Source organism: Methanothermococcus okinawensis IH1 (assembly GCF_000179575.2).
Lineage (GTDB): Archaea > AGJL01 > Methanococci > Methanococcales > Methanococcaceae > Methanofervidicoccus > Methanofervidicoccus okinawensis.
Genome location: NC_015636.1, coordinates 1159976 through 1177044 on the forward strand (window position 1 = coordinate 1159976; position 17069 = coordinate 1177044).

Here is a 17069-nt window from a genome sequence, read left to right on the forward strand (position 1 = left end):
ATTAATATAATTAAATAAGTTAATAATTTATTTTTTATTAATTTATTTTTTATTATTTTATGATATTATACCTTTACATACTTATAAAATTATGGTGAAATTGTGGAACTTACAATTACAATTCATGGAAAGGGACATCCAAATATTAAATCCACCCATAAAACAACATTGGAAATTACAAAAGATGATTATTTAACACCAAAAGGGGATTGTATTATTGGGATAAAAGCCGATAAGTCCATGGCTGATTTTTCAGAAGAAATTAGGGAAAAAATTAGAAGTTCTGATAAGATTATTGTAGAGCTCATTATTGGAAATTTAAAAGAGACTATAATGGGAAAAGGACATAAGGATTTAATTTTAAATCACCCAACTGATATTGTGATAAGAAAAAGTAATTTTATATGTCCAAGAACATTAATGATAAACTCGGATAAAAGTGCAAAGGATTTAAATCGTGAAATCGTGGAAAGATTAAAAAAAGGAGAAGATTTAATTTTTAAAATAATTATTTAATAATCAATGGAATATGAATTAAAGTATATTACTTTTGGATTAAAAATTAAATAGATGTATATATTATAAATTATAAAACTAACATAACTAATGTAAAATATAATAATTTTAATATAAAATTTTATGAATTTGATTTTATTATAAATTTAAATTTTAAATAATTATGAGGGGGATGAAAAATGAAAAATTTGGAGCGTAAAACAAAAATATTAATAACCATGGGTCCATCAGTTGAAAATAAGTTAAAAGATGCAGTCAAATTGATAGATGGTATTAGATTCAATATGTCTCATACAAATGTAGAATATATTAAAAAATACTTAAATATTTTAGAAAAAAACAACATTGCAAAGTTGATGGATTTAAAGGGGAATAAAATAAGGATAAAAAAGACTTTTAAATCAGTATTTAAAACTGGGGATGAGCTCGTAATTGGACGGGATATAATACTAACCTACCATCCAAAGGATGAGACAGAAGAGGAACATTTCATACTTATAAACGATGGAAGAATAAAATTAAAGGTTAAAAAAGTAGAGAATGATTTAATATATACAGAGGTATTAGTTGGAGGCATTATAAAGGAAGGGATGGGGGTAAATCTACCAGACACTCATTTAAAAATGCCTATAATTTCTGATGAAGACATAAATAATATAAAATTTGCCGTAGAACATGATTTTGAATATATTGCATTGTCTTTTGTTAGAAATAAGAATGATATTATCAATTTAAGAGATATACTAAATAGATACGATAAAAATAATGCTACTTCGATAATAGCCAAAATTGAAACAAAAGAAGGTTTAAAAAATATAGAGGAAATAGCAAAATATTCCGATGGTATTATGGTTGCAAGGGGGGATTTAGGTGTTGAAATTCCTATCGAATACATACCAATAGAACAAAAAAATATAATAAATATAACAAATAAGAAAGGAAAATTAACAATAACAGCCACTCAAATGCTTGATTCTATGGTATCCAATCCCTATCCTACAAGAGCGGAAATAACGGATATTGCAAATGCCATATTTGATGGAACAGATTGCTTAATGTTATCCAATGAGACAGCAGTTGGAAAATATCCGATAGAGGCTATAAATGTTATGGATAAAGTAGCAAGGATTTCAGAAAATAATATGGAAAAATTTGCCGTAGAAACTCATTTAGATGGTTCCTCCATTTCAACGGGCATAGCCCATGCCACACATACATTATATTTAAAACTAAATCCAAAGATAATAATAACACCAACATGGTCTGGAAAAAGTGCTACCTTAATATCAAAATTTAAACCGAAGGTTCCTATAATTGCCTTAACTCCAAATATGAAAACATTTAAAAAATTAAAATTGGTCTGGGGCGTAGTTCCTTATCATGTTGATGAAGTGAATAACATGGATAATATATTGGAAATATCGAATAAAATCGCAGAAAGCTTTATTGACAAAGGCATATACATAACTACACTTGGTCATCCTATGGGTGAGAAAAAAACCAATGTTATTAAGGTTGGCGTTATAAATGATTCATGCAAAAGAAATTAAGGAAATAATAATAAAAAAAATAAAAAAATAAAAAATATAATAATAAGAAATAATAAAATTAAGATTAGTTAATAAATAAAAAATAAAAATAATAATAGAATAAATAAATAAGAAATAACAATAAAATAAGAATTAATTAATAAATAAGATAAAAAGAAAAATAAAGTAAAAAAAAATGATAAATGAAAGGAAAAACTATTTTATTTTATAAGTTATTTAATCGGTGATATTGTGAATACATTCGGAAAGATGTTTAGGGTAACAGTATGGGGCGAAAGTCATGGGAAGGCATTAGGTGCCGTAGTTGATGGTTGTCCTTCAAATTTACCACTTACAGAGGAAGATATTCAAAAGGAGCTCGACAGAAGGAGACCGGGTTATAGTATTTTTTCCACACCAAGAAAGGAACCTGATGAAGTTGAATTGCTTTCTGGAACTTTTGAAGGAAAAACAACAGGAGCTCCGATTTCAGCATTGGTTTATAACAAAAATCAAAAATCAAAGGATTATAATAAGATAAAGGATACCCCAAGACCTGGACATGCCGATTATACCTACGGCGTAAAGTATGGGAATTACGACTACCGCGGAGGTGGAAGAAGTAGTGGAAGAACCACAATAGGACATGTTATAGGTGGTGCAATTGCAAAAAAACTTTTAGATTATAGTCATAATATTAAAATAATAGGATATACTGTAAAAATTGGAAAAATTGAGGGAGATTTTAATTATTATTCAAAACAGGAAATATTCCATTCAGATATAAACGACATAATTGAAAAAATCGAAAATAATCCGTTGAGATGCCCTTCTTCAAATGTTGATGAAATGAAGGATTATGTGCTTAATGCTATGGAAAACAAAGATAGTGTTGGGGGTATTGTGGAACTGGTGGCACTAAATGTTCCAGCAGGCGTGGGAAATCCGATATTTGGAAAACTTAATAGTGAGCTCGCAGGAGCTCTGATGGGTGTAAATGCCGTTAAAGGTGTGGAGATAGGAAGGGGTTTTGAAAGTGCAGAGCTCTATGGAAGCGAGATGAATGATGAATATTACTACAACAGCGAAAATAACATACAGTTAAAAACCAATAACTGTGGTGGCATATTGGGGGGTATAAGTTGCGGAGCTCCGATAGTAATAAGGGTAGCAATTAAACCGACACCTTCTATTTCAAAAATCCAACATACTGTTAATGTGAAAACAGGAAAAAATCAGGAACTAATAATAGGTGGAAGGCATGACCCTATAATTGTTCCAAGGGCTATTCCTGTTTTGGAGTCTATGGTGGCAATTACACTATCAGATTTAATGATTAGAAGCGGTTTTATTCATCCTTGTAGGTTATAACTATAAAATGATTATAACTAATTAATAATTAAAAATATAGCTAAAAAAATAAAAAATAACTGATAGAATAACTAATAATATAACATAGATAAAATAATAACTGATAAAGTATTTTGTGATAATTATGGGAAAAAAAGACAAACGATGGGTTTTACAGAGAAAAAGGGATTTTTATTATAAATTAGCAAAGAAAAATAAATACCGTTCCAGAGCATCATATAAACTCCTTCAATTAAATGAAAAATTCAATATCATAAAAGAAAATGATGTGGTAGTTGATTTAGGATGTGCTCCTGGTGGATGGTTACAGGCAGCAAGGGATATTGTAGGAGAAGGTGGATTTGTGGCAGGCGTAGATTTACAGGGCGTAAAACCTTTAAAATATGAAAATGTAATAGCAATTAAGGGGGACATGACTAAAAAAGAAACTATTGAAAAACTTATGAAACTCCTACCTTCAAAAGCGGATGCCGTAATTTGCGATGCATCACCCAATATAAGTGGTGTTTGGGAAAGAGACCATACAAGGTCATTGGAATTGACTACAATAGCACTTATAACAGCTACAAAATTGTTAAAAAAGGACGGTAATTTTGTTGTTAAAGTATTCCAAGGTAGTTTATTTAACGATTATGTTGCACTATTAAAAAATTACTTTAAAAAGGTTCAAACTACAAAACCAAAAGCTTCAAGGGATGTAAGTGCAGAGGTTTATGTTGTTGGAAAAAAATTTTTAGGAAAACCATTCGATAGAAATTTAAAATCTCCAATATTAAGACTAATTGATTTTAAAGCAATTGATGAGGAGAAGGGAGAAAAAGGAACAATTAATATAACTGAGGATATTCAAGAAGAAAAAGGACTTATGATAAAGAGAATAAAGGAGCTCCGAAAAGAAAAAATATCTAAATTAGATTATTATTTTTATTCCTTTTTTTATTATTTTTTATATTTTACTTTTATTTCCAGAGCTCTAACTCTCTTCTTTTAATATCCTGCCTATGCCTTTCAAGATATTTATACATCTTGGCATGGGATGAACCTCTCAAAATCATAGATACCGCTTCTTTCGCTATTTGGACAGGTTCATATTCTCCAAGTATGGCTATGGTTTTTCCATAAACAGACACATCGGTATCTGTTAAATCCTCAATATATCTTCTTGATTTTCCCCCACTGCCTATTACTCTTCCCTTTAGTCTTCTAATGGCATTATCTGAATTTGCATAATCTGTAATGTCAATTATTTCAAGAATATAATCATCTGAAATCAGTTTTAAAGCTTTTTCTGGATTGAATCCTCTTCCTATGGCTCTTATTATATCCTTTGCCTTCCATGTTGCCAGTGGGTCTTTCTGCTCTTCGGTGGAAAATATTGTAATCTCGCCATCCTCATCTATTACTACTTCCACGCCTAATTCCTTCTCGATTTTATTTTTGGTCTCTCCTTTTTTTCCAACTAAAACCCCTATTCTATCCTTTGGGATTTTTAAAACTTCGATATTTCCTTCCATATCCATAATCTCACATTTTTATATTTTGCTCTATATATTCTATGTATGTTATTGAAATATTTATAATTTATAATATTTTATTATATTGAATGATAATAATTGAAATATTAAAAATATATAATAATTTACGATATAACATAGTTTATAATATATAAAAATATCATCATTTATTTATTTTATTTTTAATTTAATTTAGGCTATTATGTTATTTATTGGTAGCATTTAAAAATTTATCTAAAAATATTAATCCATTTCCATAATTTACAGCTTTTGGATGGATGGATAAGCAAAATTGATGTTTTGATAGATTATAATCCAACATTGCCAGTAAAATCATAGGTTTAACAACAATATTTGGCATATACCAAGTGTATTCTTTATTTGTAATAATAACCCTTTTAATACCATTATTTTCCTTTTTTAAAATATAATATTCCATTATAATGGTTATATTTTTATTCAAAAATACATTTTCTGCATCAGTTGATAGTTTGTATCTTGGGGGAATAAAATATTTTATTTTTTTAGTATTAAATCCACAATCTTTTAATATTTTAAAGGAATCATTTAGTTTTTCACTTGCAACAGTTTTATTGCATTTGTATTCTGCTCCTATATGATTATAGGCGTGATATTCTATATGGTATCCTTCATTATCCAAATGGTGTAAATATTTAGTAAATTTTGGATAATTTTTTAAGTTATATTCATTAGCATGATTTACAATTACAAAAAGGTAGGTTCTATTTTGATAATGATTTTTATCTATTATTTTTTCAATATCTTTTAATTCATTAAAATACACTGGACTAACATCGTGTATAAGTATTATTGGTTTTTGATGAGTATTCGAAGATATATTAGCTAATGGGTCGTATGATGAAGTGGTTTTTTTGAAATTGGGATTTACTGTCCATATAGGCAATATTGCAGATAATGTAATCAATATTACTATCAAAAATATAGAAAATAGTTTTTTCATATTTATCAATATATATGATTTTATAAACTCTTATACCATTACATCGTGTTATATTTAATAGTTATTTGCGAGCTCTTCATCTATTGGTCGGAGCTCCTCCCCTGTGATATATCGATATAATTCTTTGTAATCACACTCAATCCCTTTTCTTTTAAAGAAGTTAGTTATGTTTTTTATATCTCTAATTAATAGGGATTTTGATAGAGGATGCTGAACAATAACGCCCTGTGAAAAGTCAATATATACAGGCTTATCATCCTTAACCAATATATTATATTCTGATAAATCACCATGAACAAGCTGAGCATCATTATAAAGTGTTTTTAAGTCCTCTTTTATTATTTCATAAAATTTGGCATAATCAACATTTACATCTTTTAATCTTGGTGAAGGAGCTCCGTTATTGTCATGTATGAGCTCCATAAGAAGCACATTTTCTCTTCTTAGTAATGCCTTAGGGCTATTAACATAATAGTTTGCCCTCTTTAAATTTCTATATTCCTTCTCAACCCATGCATGTATGATTTGTCTTGTAGAGCTCTTCCTTAAATGGAATCTTGGGTCTCCTTGAATATATTTCCACATGGTTTTAAAATCGCAGGTGGAAACTCTATATACCTTTACAGCAAAATATTTATTTTCTTTGACTGCTGAAAAAACCACTGATTCCTTTCCAGAATTAATTACCCCAAGCAATTCATCGATATGTTTTCCATTTAATAAACTATGAAGTGTTAAAAGAGTTCTACTATCAAATACGCTATCTTCTGTTTTTAACTCCTCTAAAAACCTTTTTTTTCTTTCCACAATTTTTTTCTGATATTCTTTATCTAAAAGTTTTTCGTGTTTTAGCTCTTTATCGTCTTTATTGTTATTGTTTTTATTATTATCACTTTTATCATTGTTATTGTAGTCATTGCCATAATTATTATGGTTGCTATAATTGGTATTGGTGTTATCTTGGTTATCCATCCTTTCATCCTATCTAATTATATTAATATTATTAATATAGTTCTTTTAAATATCCTTTTTTAGCTAACCAACCAACCTGTCCTTTTGTGTATCTCCATATTATGTCACATTTTTCATCGGATTGAACTTCCCAAGGGACTACTATTACAACATCTCCTTCTCTTACCCATATTTTTCTTTTTAATTTTCCTGGTATTCTACCCATTCTTGTTTTTCCATCCATACATCTTACTCTAACTCTACTTGCCCCTAACATTTGTTCTATTACTCCTAAAATTTCATTTTGGTCTTTTCTTGGTGTTCTAACTCTTGTAGGTTGTTGTTGGGTGTTATTACTATGCACGATTTCACCTTCTATTTTTATATTTTTTATGTTTATTTTTAAATTTTTTAATTTTTTATTTTATTTTAATTTTTTATTTTATTATTTATGCTACTGATTATTAAACTTAATTAATATTAATTTCATCTAAAATAAATTTAAAGTTATTACTAAATGATTTAAACATAAATTTAAATAATCGGTATTTTACTGAAAATATATTAATTTGATTATAATATAGGTTATTTATATATATATAGTTATTTATAAATTAAATTATTGTTAAATGATGGGTGATATTATGTGCATATTTTGCAAGATAGCAAATAAAGAAATTCCTGCAAAAATAATATATGGAGATGAAGATACCATGGCATTTTTAGATGTGAATCCAAGAAGCAAGGGGCACACACTTGTAATACCAAAAAAACACTATGAAACATTTGACGAGCTCCCAGAAGAAACTGCTATAAATCTAATAAAAACTATTAAAAAAGTTGTTAATATCTTGAAATCACTTAATCCTGATGGTTATAATATATTAAACAATAATAAACCAATAGCAGGACAAGAAATTCCACATGTCCATTTTCACATAATTCCAAGATATAACAATGAAAAAGAAGCCATAATAAGGTTTTCAGAACCAATAAAAACTGATTTAGATGAAGTTTTAAAAGAAATAAATGTATAAATAATAATGAAGAAAATAAATATAAAAAATAAAATTATTCCTTTAAGAATTTAGGAACTGCTAAAAATACTCCCTTATGAACCTCTTCATCGTAGTATTTTGTTTTTATATTATTAAGTTTTTCTTTAATTTTTTCAGAATCTACTTTTAATGGGTCATATTTTTTTGAAGCTACGGTGAAACTCCAAAATCCACTTGGATATGTAGGTATAGTTACTACCAATGGTCTTATTATATTAAATTTAGCCTCTTTTAAATAGAAGTGAATGTTTTTTATTAAATCTTTATTAAATAGTGGGCTTTCTGTCTGCTGAACCATTATTCCATCGTCATTTAAACATTTATATACATTTTTGTAAAATTCCCTTTCAAATAATCCTTTTGCAGGTCCAACAGGGTCGGGGCAATCTACAATAATTACATCGTATTTTTCATTAGTTTCAGCAACATACCTTATTCCATCTGTAAATATTGTATTTACCTTTTCATTGTCGATTTCACAGCTTAGAGTTGGCATGTATTTTTTACATACTTCAACAACTTTCTCATCGAGCTCTACAAAATCAATTTTTTCAACAGTCTCGTGTTTAACAACTTCCCTAACTGTTCCACCGTCTCCTCCTCCAATTACTAACACCTTTTTTGGATTTGGATGAGTAAATAATGCAGGATGGGATATTAACTCATGGTATATAAATTCGTCTCTCTCTGTTGTTTGATAGGTGTTGTCTAATATCAGAGCTCTACCATATTCCTCAGTATCCAATATTTGAATCTCTTGATATTTTGAATTTCCAGTATATAATACATCCTTTACTTTTGTTGATAATTTAAGTGCTTTTGTTTGATACTCTGAAAACCATAATTCGCATTTCATAATACATCCCTCTTAAAATTTTAACATATATAAAAATTTTAATAAAAATAGAAGTTTAGTAGGAGGAATATAATAATAGTAATAATTATAAATGTAATATCACATATTTATTATTATTTTATAATATTGTATTTAATATTTAATAATATTTTACAATATTATATTTCTTATATATTAATAAACTTAATCTACTATATTTCCTCTTTGAATATTAATAACTTCAAAATTATCAGGTTTTAAAAAAGACCTTATTGTTGGAATAGCATCTTCTGGATTCACATGTTCCCCACAGGTAAATATATCCATTGCAGCATACCCGAGCTCAGGCCAGCTGTGTATTGATATATGACTTTCAGCAAGAACGGCAACTCCTGTAACTCCTTGTGGTGAAAATTTATGAGTTTTTACGCATATCAAAGTAGCTCCGCAGGCGTCAACAGCATCTACAAGCATGTTTTCAATACCTACTTGGTCATCCAAAGCTTTATTATCACATCCCCATAATTCTAAAATCAGGTGTTTTCCTAAGTGTTTCAATTATTTTCACCTCCTAATATTGCAGTTTGTTAAATTAATAATTATAACTTAAATTGATGCAAATAATTATATTACTGTATTTTTTATTTTATTTATTTTTATTAGATATTATGTAATTGTAATTATTTACATTAAATTATTTTTACACTATTTGCATTTAGTTATATCATTTACTTTATTTATCTTATATCACATAACAGATATATTATTTATACCACAGTGCTGCTGCGGCAAATGCACATCCTATGTTTTCTACCACATGTTCGGAAGCTATTGAGATGATTTTATCTATTTCCCAGCCTCTCATTTCAAATCCTTCCTTAGCCATATTTCTAACGGTATCTTCTGCCTCCTTTTTACCACAAATGCCTTCATATTCCATTATAAGCCCACATAATTCTTTATCTTTTGGAATGGCAACACTGATAGCAGCAGATACTGTTTCTCCCTTAACATCGCTTGTTTGGTATCCGTAGGCTGTTGGAACTAATGAACCCATTGGAATCTTTGGCAATGGTATAACCTCAGCTTTTGGTGGCATGATACTACTTATTCTAATTAGATTTAAATTACCTATTCCTGCATCCAAAAGTGCCATATCAAAGGCATTTAATGGATTATTTGCATCACCAACTCCAGCAACAAGTGAAACTGTATTTGGAACTTTGAATGGAGAGTGAATAGGACTTCCCATATCTGAACAGCAAGATTTATTATCCATAAAATAAGCACCTCCATATATATCGTATATGTTGTATATGTTGTATGTTATATTGTAAATTTTATATAAGTTATATAATAATCAATAATTTAATATAATACCTGTAATTTGATGAAGATACGAATAATCGTTGTAATACTATATAATTATTAAATATTATAATTAATTTAATGTTATCTTTTAAATTTACTATATTTTTTCACATAGAATAAAATTTTCTCATATATAAATTATTCGGTTTCGTAAAAAATGGATTATTATTGTGATATTATGAAAATATTGATAATTACTGGAAAACAAGCGTATCAGAAGGTAAAAAACGCTGTAAAAAAATATAATTTTATAGATGTTCATAAAACAAATATATCCATAGCAGCGTTTTTAACTCCAAATATGATTATTAATGAAATTAAATTATTAGAAAAAGAAAAAAATATAAGATTGTCAGAAATTTACGATTTTGTATTGGTTACTGGATTAATTAGACATGATTTAAAAAAGGTAGAAGAAGAAACCGGAATAAAATGTTATAAATCAACAAGGGAAGCCTCGGATATTCCACTTTTAATAGATAACCTAAAAGATATAACCTTATCCACAAGAGATTATGCCGATGACCAAATTATAAAATTTGTAAAACAGAAATCTGAGGAGGAAATAAAAAAAGCAGAAGAAAAACCGCTGAATTCAAAGGGAAATGTTAATATAAAAATAGGAGCTCTGAAAGTAGGGGACGATTATCCCATGAGAGTTCTTGGTGAAATTGTTCATACCCCATGGTTAAGCGATAAGGAACTTGAAGAAAAGATAACATATTACTTAAACAGCGGTGCAGATATGATTGATTTAGGAATGGTATCCAATGAAGACCATTCCAAAGATTTAAAAAGAATAGTAGGTATTGCACGAGATATTACCGATAAACCCATAAGTGTAGATACCCTCAATACAGAAGAACTTATTGAAGCCATAAATCTTGGAGTGGATATGGTATTAAGTGTAGATGGGGGAAATGCTGAGGAACTTATACCATATTTAAAAGAGGGAGATACAGTAGCAGTTGTTCTTCCAACGAATTACAGGATAAATTATGTTCCAGAAACAATAGAAGGCAAAATAAAAAGTTTAGAGGGAAATGTAAATAAGTTAATTGAAAATGATATAAAAGTCGTTGGAGACCCAATATTAGAGCCAATAAATAACAGCGGATGCAATTTTACAGAAAGTGTGATTGCATGCAAGATGTTTAAGGAGAAAAATAATATTCCAATGTTTTTTGGGATAGGTAATGTTACCGAATTATTTGATGTAGATAGCAACGGAGCTCATGCACTGCTTACTGCAATAGGTTCTGAAATTGGTGCTAATATTTTATTTACTCCTGAGGCTTCATCAAAATGTAAATTTTCTATAAAGGAGTTAAAGATAGCTACAAAAATGATGTTTTTAGCCAAAAAAAGAAATTCACTTCCAAAAGATGTTGGATTTGATTTAATCAATTACAAGGATAAAAAATTTGATGAGCTCACCACCCATGAAAATTATAAAGATGTTCCTGTAATAATGGCAAAGGAAAATGAAAGGCAGATTTTAGATGAAGGTAGTTTTAAAATTGAGTTGGATAGAAAAAATAAGCTAATTGTTGTTATCTACTTCGACAGAAGAAAAAACCCAAAATATATTATCAAAGGAAAAACTCCCAAGGAAATATATGAAACTGCCATAAGGTATAATCTTATTAAAAAAATAGACCATGCATCATATTTAGGTAAAGAACTACAAAAGGCAGAGATTGCATTAAAAATTGGAAAAAAGTATAACCAAGACTTTGAATTGTTTTACAATGAATTTTGGAAGTAAAAAATAATAAAAAAATAATAAAATTTAGATAAAAATAAGAAGGAAAAAATAAATAATAATTAATTAAAATTATTCTACCAATAACCTTGCGGTTTCTGGTGAGTATCTCCATTTTGCAGGTAATACTTTTGTATTTTTATAGTATTTTACCAATCTTCTGATTTTTGATTCAATTAATTGTAATCCTCTTCTTGAATGAATATCCCTTGGATTTTGTTCAAGGTGGTTTCTTAAATTAATTGCTCTTTTCATTAAATTGAATAAATCTTCTGGAATTTCAGGATAAACATTGTTTTCTTTCATTATCTGACTTATGCTTTTTCCTGTGATTAATTTTACATCAGGAACTCCATAGGAGTCTCTTAAAATTGTCCCAATAAGTGCGGATTGTTTTCCTTCCTTAGCCATTTCTACGATTTTGTTTTCAATTTCCTCAGCTGTCAAATTAACCCATTTAGGAGCTTCTGTCCTTAAAGGTTTCTTTGAACCGGAGGAACCTCTTTTTCCTGAATGCAATCTTGCCATTATATCACGCCCATTATTCATTTTATATTTATTTTCCGATGATTCCCAGTTCAAAGTCATTACGACTTCATTAGAATTATAGTTATATATTATATATAGTTTGTGGTCATGTTTATCTTAATGGATGAGTCTCTTAGTGTATGGAAAAATTAAAAATAGTATGATATACTTTTTATTCATTACATATTGTTGGTCTCACTCTTGCAAAGACTATATATCCAGTATGACCTATCATCCTTGTAGATGGTCGAGCTCCTTTTTCAGTAATTTCAATATTTCTAACAATGCACTCAACAGTTTGAATATCTAAAAAATTATGCTCCTTTAAAGCCATTACACTTTTTTTAGCCTGTTCTATATATGGAACATATATGGCAATTCTCCCCTTTGCTTTATTCAGCGAGTTTTTAGCATGTTCAACAACATTCCAAGGGTCAGGCATATCTAAAACTATCACATCTACATCTTTCTCTTCAATACCTTCGGTAATATCTCCGATTTTTTGAATTACATTGTATAATCCATTGTTATTATTATTTTCATTTTCCTTTAATTTATTATTTTCATTATTTTTATTATCCTCGTTATTTTCATTGCTTTCTTCATATTCTTCTAAACCAATGATTTTTTGATTTTTTTTCACAGCTCCAACAATTTCTAAATTTTTTCTAGCTATCTTTGCAAATTCAGGTCTTTTTTCATAGGTAATTACTTTTCCATTTTTTCCCACAGCATTTGCAAGATATATTGTCAGAGCTCCGGAACCTGTGCCTGCCTCCACAACAGTTTCGCCATCTTCAATCCCACAGTATGTTAATATCATACCTATATCTTTTGGTAAAAGAGTTGTTACGCTTCTTTTCATCTTTTTTACAATATCATAAACTGTTGGTTCAACGAGATAAAAGGTGTGGTTGTTATGTGAAGTTATTGCAGTTCCTTCATCCATATTTTCTAAATCAATTACTCCTAAATCATTTCCAAATTTATTCACTTCATTTTTTATAAGATATTTCTTTCCTCTTTCATCTATTATGAGTTTTTTAGTCTTTTTCAAAGTTTCACCATTATATTAGTTATATATACATTATATCTTTATAAAATGTGTATTATGCATAATTATTATAAGTTTTTTTAACCAAAATAATAATAAACATAGAATAGTATAGGATTATAATAATAAGAATAAGATAAATAATAAGATAAGAATAAGAATGAATTTAAATTAACTTCATTTGTTGGCTATTATTTCTATTGGTTTTATTCATCTCATCTTCAAATTCTTTCAGTATGTTTTTAGAAGTTTTCCAACTTTTTCGAGCTATTTCTGGAAGAGTTCCGTGTTCTTTAACATAATTTTTTAAATAATTTATGGTGGTTTTATCACTTGGATAGCCACTACCTATCTCTCCATATATTTCTTTGTAATTGTCAATAATTTTATCCCTAATTACCTTTGCTACGATAGAAGCCGCAGATACAATTTTATATTTATCATCAGCTTTATGTTCAGCTATAATCTTAATATTATCATTATATACTACTAATTTAGATTTTATCTGGTTTGAAAATGCCTTTTCATTACTACTACATGCATCAATGTATATATCTATTTTTTTATTATTTATTTTATTATTATTTACTTTATTACTATTTATTTTATCATTTACTTCATTATTATTTAATTTATTATTTAATTTGTGGTTTTTATTTTTATAATCTTTATATTCTTCCTTTAAAACGCTATTTATCAGTTTTGAGAATACCATTATTTCAATTTTATTTAAATTGGTTTTCTCCATCATTTTATCTATATCTTTTGCTTCAAGTATGATGCTCTTAACTTCATAATTATTCATAATAATTTTATAGAGCTCCTCTCTCTTATGCCTACTCAACTTTTTGCTATCTTTTAAACCCAATTCATCAAATTTTGGCAGGTCTTTTTCAGTGGCTTTAACAAGTGCAATTACCATAGGACCTAAAACAGGACCTCTACCAGCTTCATCCAGACCAAGTATTATTTTATTATTGTTATTATTAGTATTATTATCTATATTATTACTATTATTGTAATTTATATCATCGTCCATATTGTTGCATATATTATGATTAATGGAGTTATTTTTACTATACATTTTAAACCTCAATAAATTAACTTAATTTTATTAAAACCAAATAACTATAAAATAGATATAAAATAAATGAATAAAAAAATTAATATAGTTTAAAGACAATATTATAATTGCAGTTGATTTTGATGATACTGCGTTTAGAATTCCCACCTATAAGGCGGTCGTATGGAGTAGCCATCAGGTTTCAATGAACATGCGATTTTCCAATGGTGGGTATATTTCATATCTATTAATTTATATTCTTTAATAGTTATTTTTAATCTTTATATTTAGTTTTTTGACTTTGTATTTATGTAATGTTTTAGGTTTAGCTCATTTATACTTTAACATTTATTTGCATTTATCATTAAAATATTAAAGTTATAATTATTATATATTATTATTAAATAAATTTATGTTATCAATATTGCCATATTATTGCTATAATTGTTATTGCATTTATTATATATTTTATAAACCACATAACATAAAAATACCATTAGCATAGAGGTGAGAATTTGTTAAAAAACATGGACGATTCATTTGATATATACGACATTAAAGCAAGGGAAGTAATCGATTCAAGGGGAAATCCAACAGTAGAGGTTGAGGTCTTAACAGTTGGTGGTGGATATGGTAGAGCCATAGTTCCAAGCGGAGCTTCAACAGGGACTCACGAAGCCGTAGAACTCAGGGATAAAGAGCCAAGGTTCGGAGGAAAAGGGGTATTATTGGCAGTAGATAATGTTAATAGCATTATAAAACCCGAATTAATAGGCTATGATTCAAGAATGCAGAGAGAAATCGATATAATAATGAGAGAATTAGACAACACAGAAAATAAAGGAAAATTAGGGGCAAATGCTATATTGGCTGTTTCATTGGCAGTTGCAAAGGCAGCAGCAGATAATGCATCATTACCTTTATACAAATATATTGGAGGATGCAACTCATATGTAATGCCTGTTCCAATGATGAATGTTTTAAATGGAGGGGAACATGCAGGTAATGAGCTCGACTTTCAAGAGTTCATGATTATGCCGATTGGTGCTGATTCAGTAGCAGAAGCCATAAGAATGTGTTCAGAAACCTACCATACCTTAAAAAATGTAATTCTAAATAAATACGGAAAAGATGCTACAAATGTTGGAGATGAAGGAGGATTTGCACCACCAGTAAATGACATTAGAGAAGCATTGGATTTATTAAATGAGGCTGTAAAAACAGCAGGATACGAGGATAAAATTGTATTTGCATTGGACAGTGCAGCGAGTGAATTCTACGATAAAGAAAAAGGGAAGTATATTGTAAAAGGAAAAGCTATGACCACAGATGAGCTCATATCATTATATAAAGAAATAGTAAATGAATATCCGATAGTATCACTTGAAGACCCACTTCATGAAGAGGATTTCAAGGGATTTGCAACAATTACAAAGGAATTAAAAGGTATTCAAATGGTTGGAGACGATATATTTGTTACAAATACGGAAAGATTGAAAAAAGGCATTGAAGTTGGTGCAGGAAATGCCTTATTGTTAAAGGTAAATCAAATAGGAACATTGTCCGAATCAATAGATGCGGCAAATCTTGCATTTAGAAACGGATATGGCGTTGTAGTATCCCACAGAAGTGGAGAAACAGAAGATACGACAATAGCAGATTTAGCAGTTGCATTGAATACAGGACAGATAAAAACAGGAGCTCCTGCAAGAGGAGAAAGAACTTCAAAATATAACCAACTTATGAGAATTGAAGAGGAGCTCGGTTATCCAAAATATGCTGGAAAAAATTTCAGATGTCCTTTTTAAATAAATAATATTTTTATTTTTAATTATAATTTTTTACTTTTTTATTTTATTTTTATATTACTTCAAAAGATTGATTTTTAGGTGTTATAAATAATTATATCGAATAATTTATATATAATTAAGGACATAAAAAGCACATGATATATAATTGGTGATTTCATGGCTACAACCTACGAATTAAAAATATATGGTAAAACTCAGCATGTGGGATTTAAGGACATAATTGAAAATTAGGGCATGCATAGGTGTTAATGGAGTAGTTTATAATTATAGGGATGGAACAGTTAGAATTTTGGCAAATTTTGATGATGAAAAAATAAAAGAAGCATTTAAAAACAATATTAAACTACTGGGAAAAAAAGATGAGTTAATAAATATAGAAAAAATTGAAGAAAAAGAATTAAACGCTTTATTGAATTTCCTAGGGGAATAAATAGAATTTCGGCGGATGATTTAATTGAGTTGAACGAAAACCAATGTTTTCGTAGCTCTCCGTTCGCTTCGCTCACTCCGATTAAATAAGAAGCTTGATGAAGGGGTTAAATATATTAAAATGATATTTGGAGTTTTAGAAGAAGTTAAAAAAGGTCAGGACGAAATAAAGGAAATCCAATTGAAAATGCTAACTATATTAGAAAAAATAGAAAAGAAACTTTAAGATATTTAAGATATAAATATAAATTTTTATAATAATGTTTAAAACTTACCGATGTATCATTTAAAA

At 28.4% G+C, this 17069-nt stretch carries 17 protein-coding genes and 1 pseudogene; 8 read left to right on the forward strand and 10 right to left on the reverse strand.

Annotated features, from left to right (window positions below; translation table 11 throughout):
* Positions 1-102: 102 nt before the first annotated feature.
* The 4 genes from METOK_RS05835 to METOK_RS05850 all read left to right on the forward strand — a co-directional run bounded on the left by METOK_RS05835 (position 103) and on the right by METOK_RS05850 (position 4407).
* Complete coding sequence (locus METOK_RS05835; protein ID WP_013867295.1) at positions 103-516, forward strand: DUF371 domain-containing protein; 414 nt, start codon at positions 103-105, stop codon at positions 514-516.
* Between the two features lie 179 nt (positions 517-695).
* Positions 696-2066: a pyruvate kinase gene (gene pyk / locus METOK_RS05840; RefSeq protein WP_013867296.1), complete on the forward strand. Its 1371-nt coding sequence runs from the start codon at positions 696-698 to the stop codon at positions 2064-2066.
* Between the two features lie 231 nt (positions 2067-2297).
* Positions 2298-3416, forward strand: coding sequence for a chorismate synthase (aroC, locus tag METOK_RS05845; RefSeq protein WP_013867297.1), 1119 nt, complete (start codon positions 2298-2300; stop codon positions 3414-3416).
* Positions 3417-3540: 124 nt separating this feature from the next.
* The gene (locus METOK_RS05850) at positions 3541-4407 is read left to right on the forward strand and encodes an RlmE family RNA methyltransferase (RefSeq protein WP_013867298.1); all 867 of its coding nucleotides are present in this window, start codon (positions 3541-3543) and stop codon (positions 4405-4407) included.
* Here METOK_RS05850 and METOK_RS05855 read toward each other — a convergent pair.
* From METOK_RS05855 to eif1A, 4 genes are all read right to left on the reverse strand, one after another.
* Positions 4376-4930: a KH domain-containing protein gene (locus tag METOK_RS05855; RefSeq protein WP_013867299.1), complete on the reverse strand. Its 555-nt coding sequence runs from the start codon at positions 4928-4930 to the stop codon at positions 4376-4378. The genes METOK_RS05850 and METOK_RS05855 overlap by 32 nt on opposite strands.
* A gap of 205 nt (positions 4931-5135) precedes the next feature.
* Positions 5136-5912: a DUF2334 domain-containing protein gene (locus METOK_RS05860; protein WP_013867300.1), complete on the reverse strand. Its 777-nt coding sequence runs from the start codon at positions 5910-5912 to the stop codon at positions 5136-5138.
* Positions 5913-5966: 54 nt separating this feature from the next.
* A complete protein-coding gene (locus tag METOK_RS05865) occupies positions 5967-6884 on the reverse strand; it encodes a serine protein kinase RIO (RefSeq protein WP_013867301.1) in 918 nt (305 codons plus the stop codon).
* A 31-nt stretch (positions 6885-6915) separates the two neighbouring features.
* Entirely contained in the window at positions 6916-7227 is a 312-nt protein-coding gene (eif1A, locus tag METOK_RS05870) for a translation initiation factor eIF-1A (RefSeq protein WP_013867302.1), read from the reverse strand.
* 280 nt (positions 7228-7507) lie between these two features.
* On the opposite strand from eif1A, the gene METOK_RS05875 reads away from it, so the two are divergent.
* Entirely contained in the window at positions 7508-7900 is a 393-nt protein-coding gene (locus METOK_RS05875; RefSeq protein WP_048057914.1) for an HIT family protein, read from the forward strand.
* A gap of 34 nt (positions 7901-7934) precedes the next feature.
* Here METOK_RS05875 and speE read toward each other — a convergent pair whose 3' ends face one another.
* The 3 genes from speE to METOK_RS05890 form a co-directional block, all read right to left on the reverse strand.
* Positions 7935-8777 carry a spermidine synthase gene (speE, locus tag METOK_RS05880; protein WP_013867304.1) on the reverse strand — a complete coding sequence of 281 codons (843 nt, stop codon included), beginning with the start codon at positions 8775-8777 and terminating at the stop codon, positions 7935-7937.
* Positions 8778-8960: 183 nt separating this feature from the next.
* A complete protein-coding gene (gene speD, locus METOK_RS05885) occupies positions 8961-9314 on the reverse strand; it encodes an adenosylmethionine decarboxylase (protein ID WP_013867305.1) in 354 nt (117 codons plus the stop codon).
* Between the two features lie 205 nt (positions 9315-9519).
* Complete coding sequence (locus METOK_RS05890; protein ID WP_048058070.1) at positions 9520-10008, reverse strand: pyruvoyl-dependent arginine decarboxylase; 489 nt, start codon at positions 10006-10008, stop codon at positions 9520-9522.
* A gap of 297 nt (positions 10009-10305) precedes the next feature.
* Between METOK_RS05890 and METOK_RS05895 the strand changes: the two genes are divergently transcribed.
* Positions 10306-11895 carry a dihydropteroate synthase-like protein gene (locus tag METOK_RS05895; protein WP_048057915.1) on the forward strand — a complete coding sequence of 530 codons (1590 nt, stop codon included), beginning with the start codon at positions 10306-10308 and terminating at the stop codon, positions 11893-11895.
* A gap of 69 nt (positions 11896-11964) precedes the next feature.
* On the opposite strand, the gene METOK_RS05900 is transcribed toward METOK_RS05895, so the two are convergent.
* From METOK_RS05900 to rnhB, 3 genes are all read right to left on the reverse strand, one after another.
* Complete coding sequence (locus METOK_RS05900; RefSeq protein ID WP_048057916.1) at positions 11965-12420, reverse strand: 30S ribosomal protein S15; 456 nt, start codon at positions 12418-12420, stop codon at positions 11965-11967.
* Between the two features lie 172 nt (positions 12421-12592).
* Positions 12593-13477 (reverse strand): tRNA (adenine-N1)-methyltransferase, encoded by an 885-nt coding sequence (locus METOK_RS05905; protein ID WP_013867309.1) that lies wholly within the window; start codon positions 13475-13477, stop codon positions 12593-12595.
* Between the two features lie 163 nt (positions 13478-13640).
* Positions 13641-14558 carry a ribonuclease HII gene (rnhB, locus tag METOK_RS05910; RefSeq protein WP_013867310.1) on the reverse strand — a complete coding sequence of 306 codons (918 nt, stop codon included), beginning with the start codon at positions 14556-14558 and terminating at the stop codon, positions 13641-13643.
* A 506-nt stretch (positions 14559-15064) separates the two neighbouring features.
* On the opposite strand from rnhB, the gene eno reads away from it, so the two are divergent.
* Both eno and METOK_RS05920 read left to right on the forward strand, forming a co-directional pair.
* Positions 15065-16345, forward strand: a complete 1281-nt coding sequence (eno, locus tag METOK_RS05915) for a phosphopyruvate hydratase (protein ID WP_013867311.1) — start codon at positions 15065-15067, stop codon at positions 16343-16345.
* 159 nt (positions 16346-16504) lie between these two features.
* Positions 16505-17003: pseudogene (locus METOK_RS05920) on the forward strand (acylphosphatase).
* Positions 17004-17069 lie beyond the last annotated feature (66 nt).

Coding starts and splice junctions, on each gene's coding strand:
- pyk (WP_013867296.1), top strand. CDS start 696: ATGAAAAATTTGGAGCGTAAAACAAAAATATTAATAACCATGGGTCCA.
- METOK_RS05850 (WP_013867298.1), top strand. CDS start 3,541: ATGGGAAAAAAAGACAAACGATGGGTTTTACAGAGAAAAAGGGATTTT.
- METOK_RS05855 (WP_013867299.1), bottom strand. CDS start 4,930: ATGGAAGGAAATATCGAAGTTTTAAAAATCCCAAAGGATAGAATAGGG.
- METOK_RS05860 (WP_013867300.1), bottom strand. CDS start 5,912: ATGAAAAAACTATTTTCTATATTTTTGATAGTAATATTGATTACATTA.
- METOK_RS05865 (WP_013867301.1), bottom strand. CDS start 6,884: ATGGATAACCAAGATAACACCAATACCAATTATAGCAACCATAATAAT.
- METOK_RS05875 (WP_048057914.1), top strand. CDS start 7,508: ATGTGCATATTTTGCAAGATAGCAAATAAAGAAATTCCTGCAAAAATA.
- speE (WP_013867304.1), bottom strand. CDS start 8,777: ATGAAATGCGAATTATGGTTTTCAGAGTATCAAACAAAAGCACTTAAA.
- METOK_RS05890 (WP_048058070.1), bottom strand. CDS start 10,008: ATGGGAAGTCCTATTCACTCTCCATTCAAAGTTCCAAATACAGTTTCA.
- METOK_RS05895 (WP_048057915.1), top strand. CDS start 10,306: ATGAAAATATTGATAATTACTGGAAAACAAGCGTATCAGAAGGTAAAA.
- METOK_RS05900 (WP_048057916.1), bottom strand. CDS start 12,420: ATGGCAAGATTGCATTCAGGAAAAAGAGGTTCCTCCGGTTCAAAGAAA.
- rnhB (WP_013867310.1), bottom strand. CDS start 14,558: ATGTATAGTAAAAATAACTCCATTAATCATAATATATGCAACAATATG.
- eno (WP_013867311.1), top strand. CDS start 15,065: ATGGACGATTCATTTGATATATACGACATTAAAGCAAGGGAAGTAATC.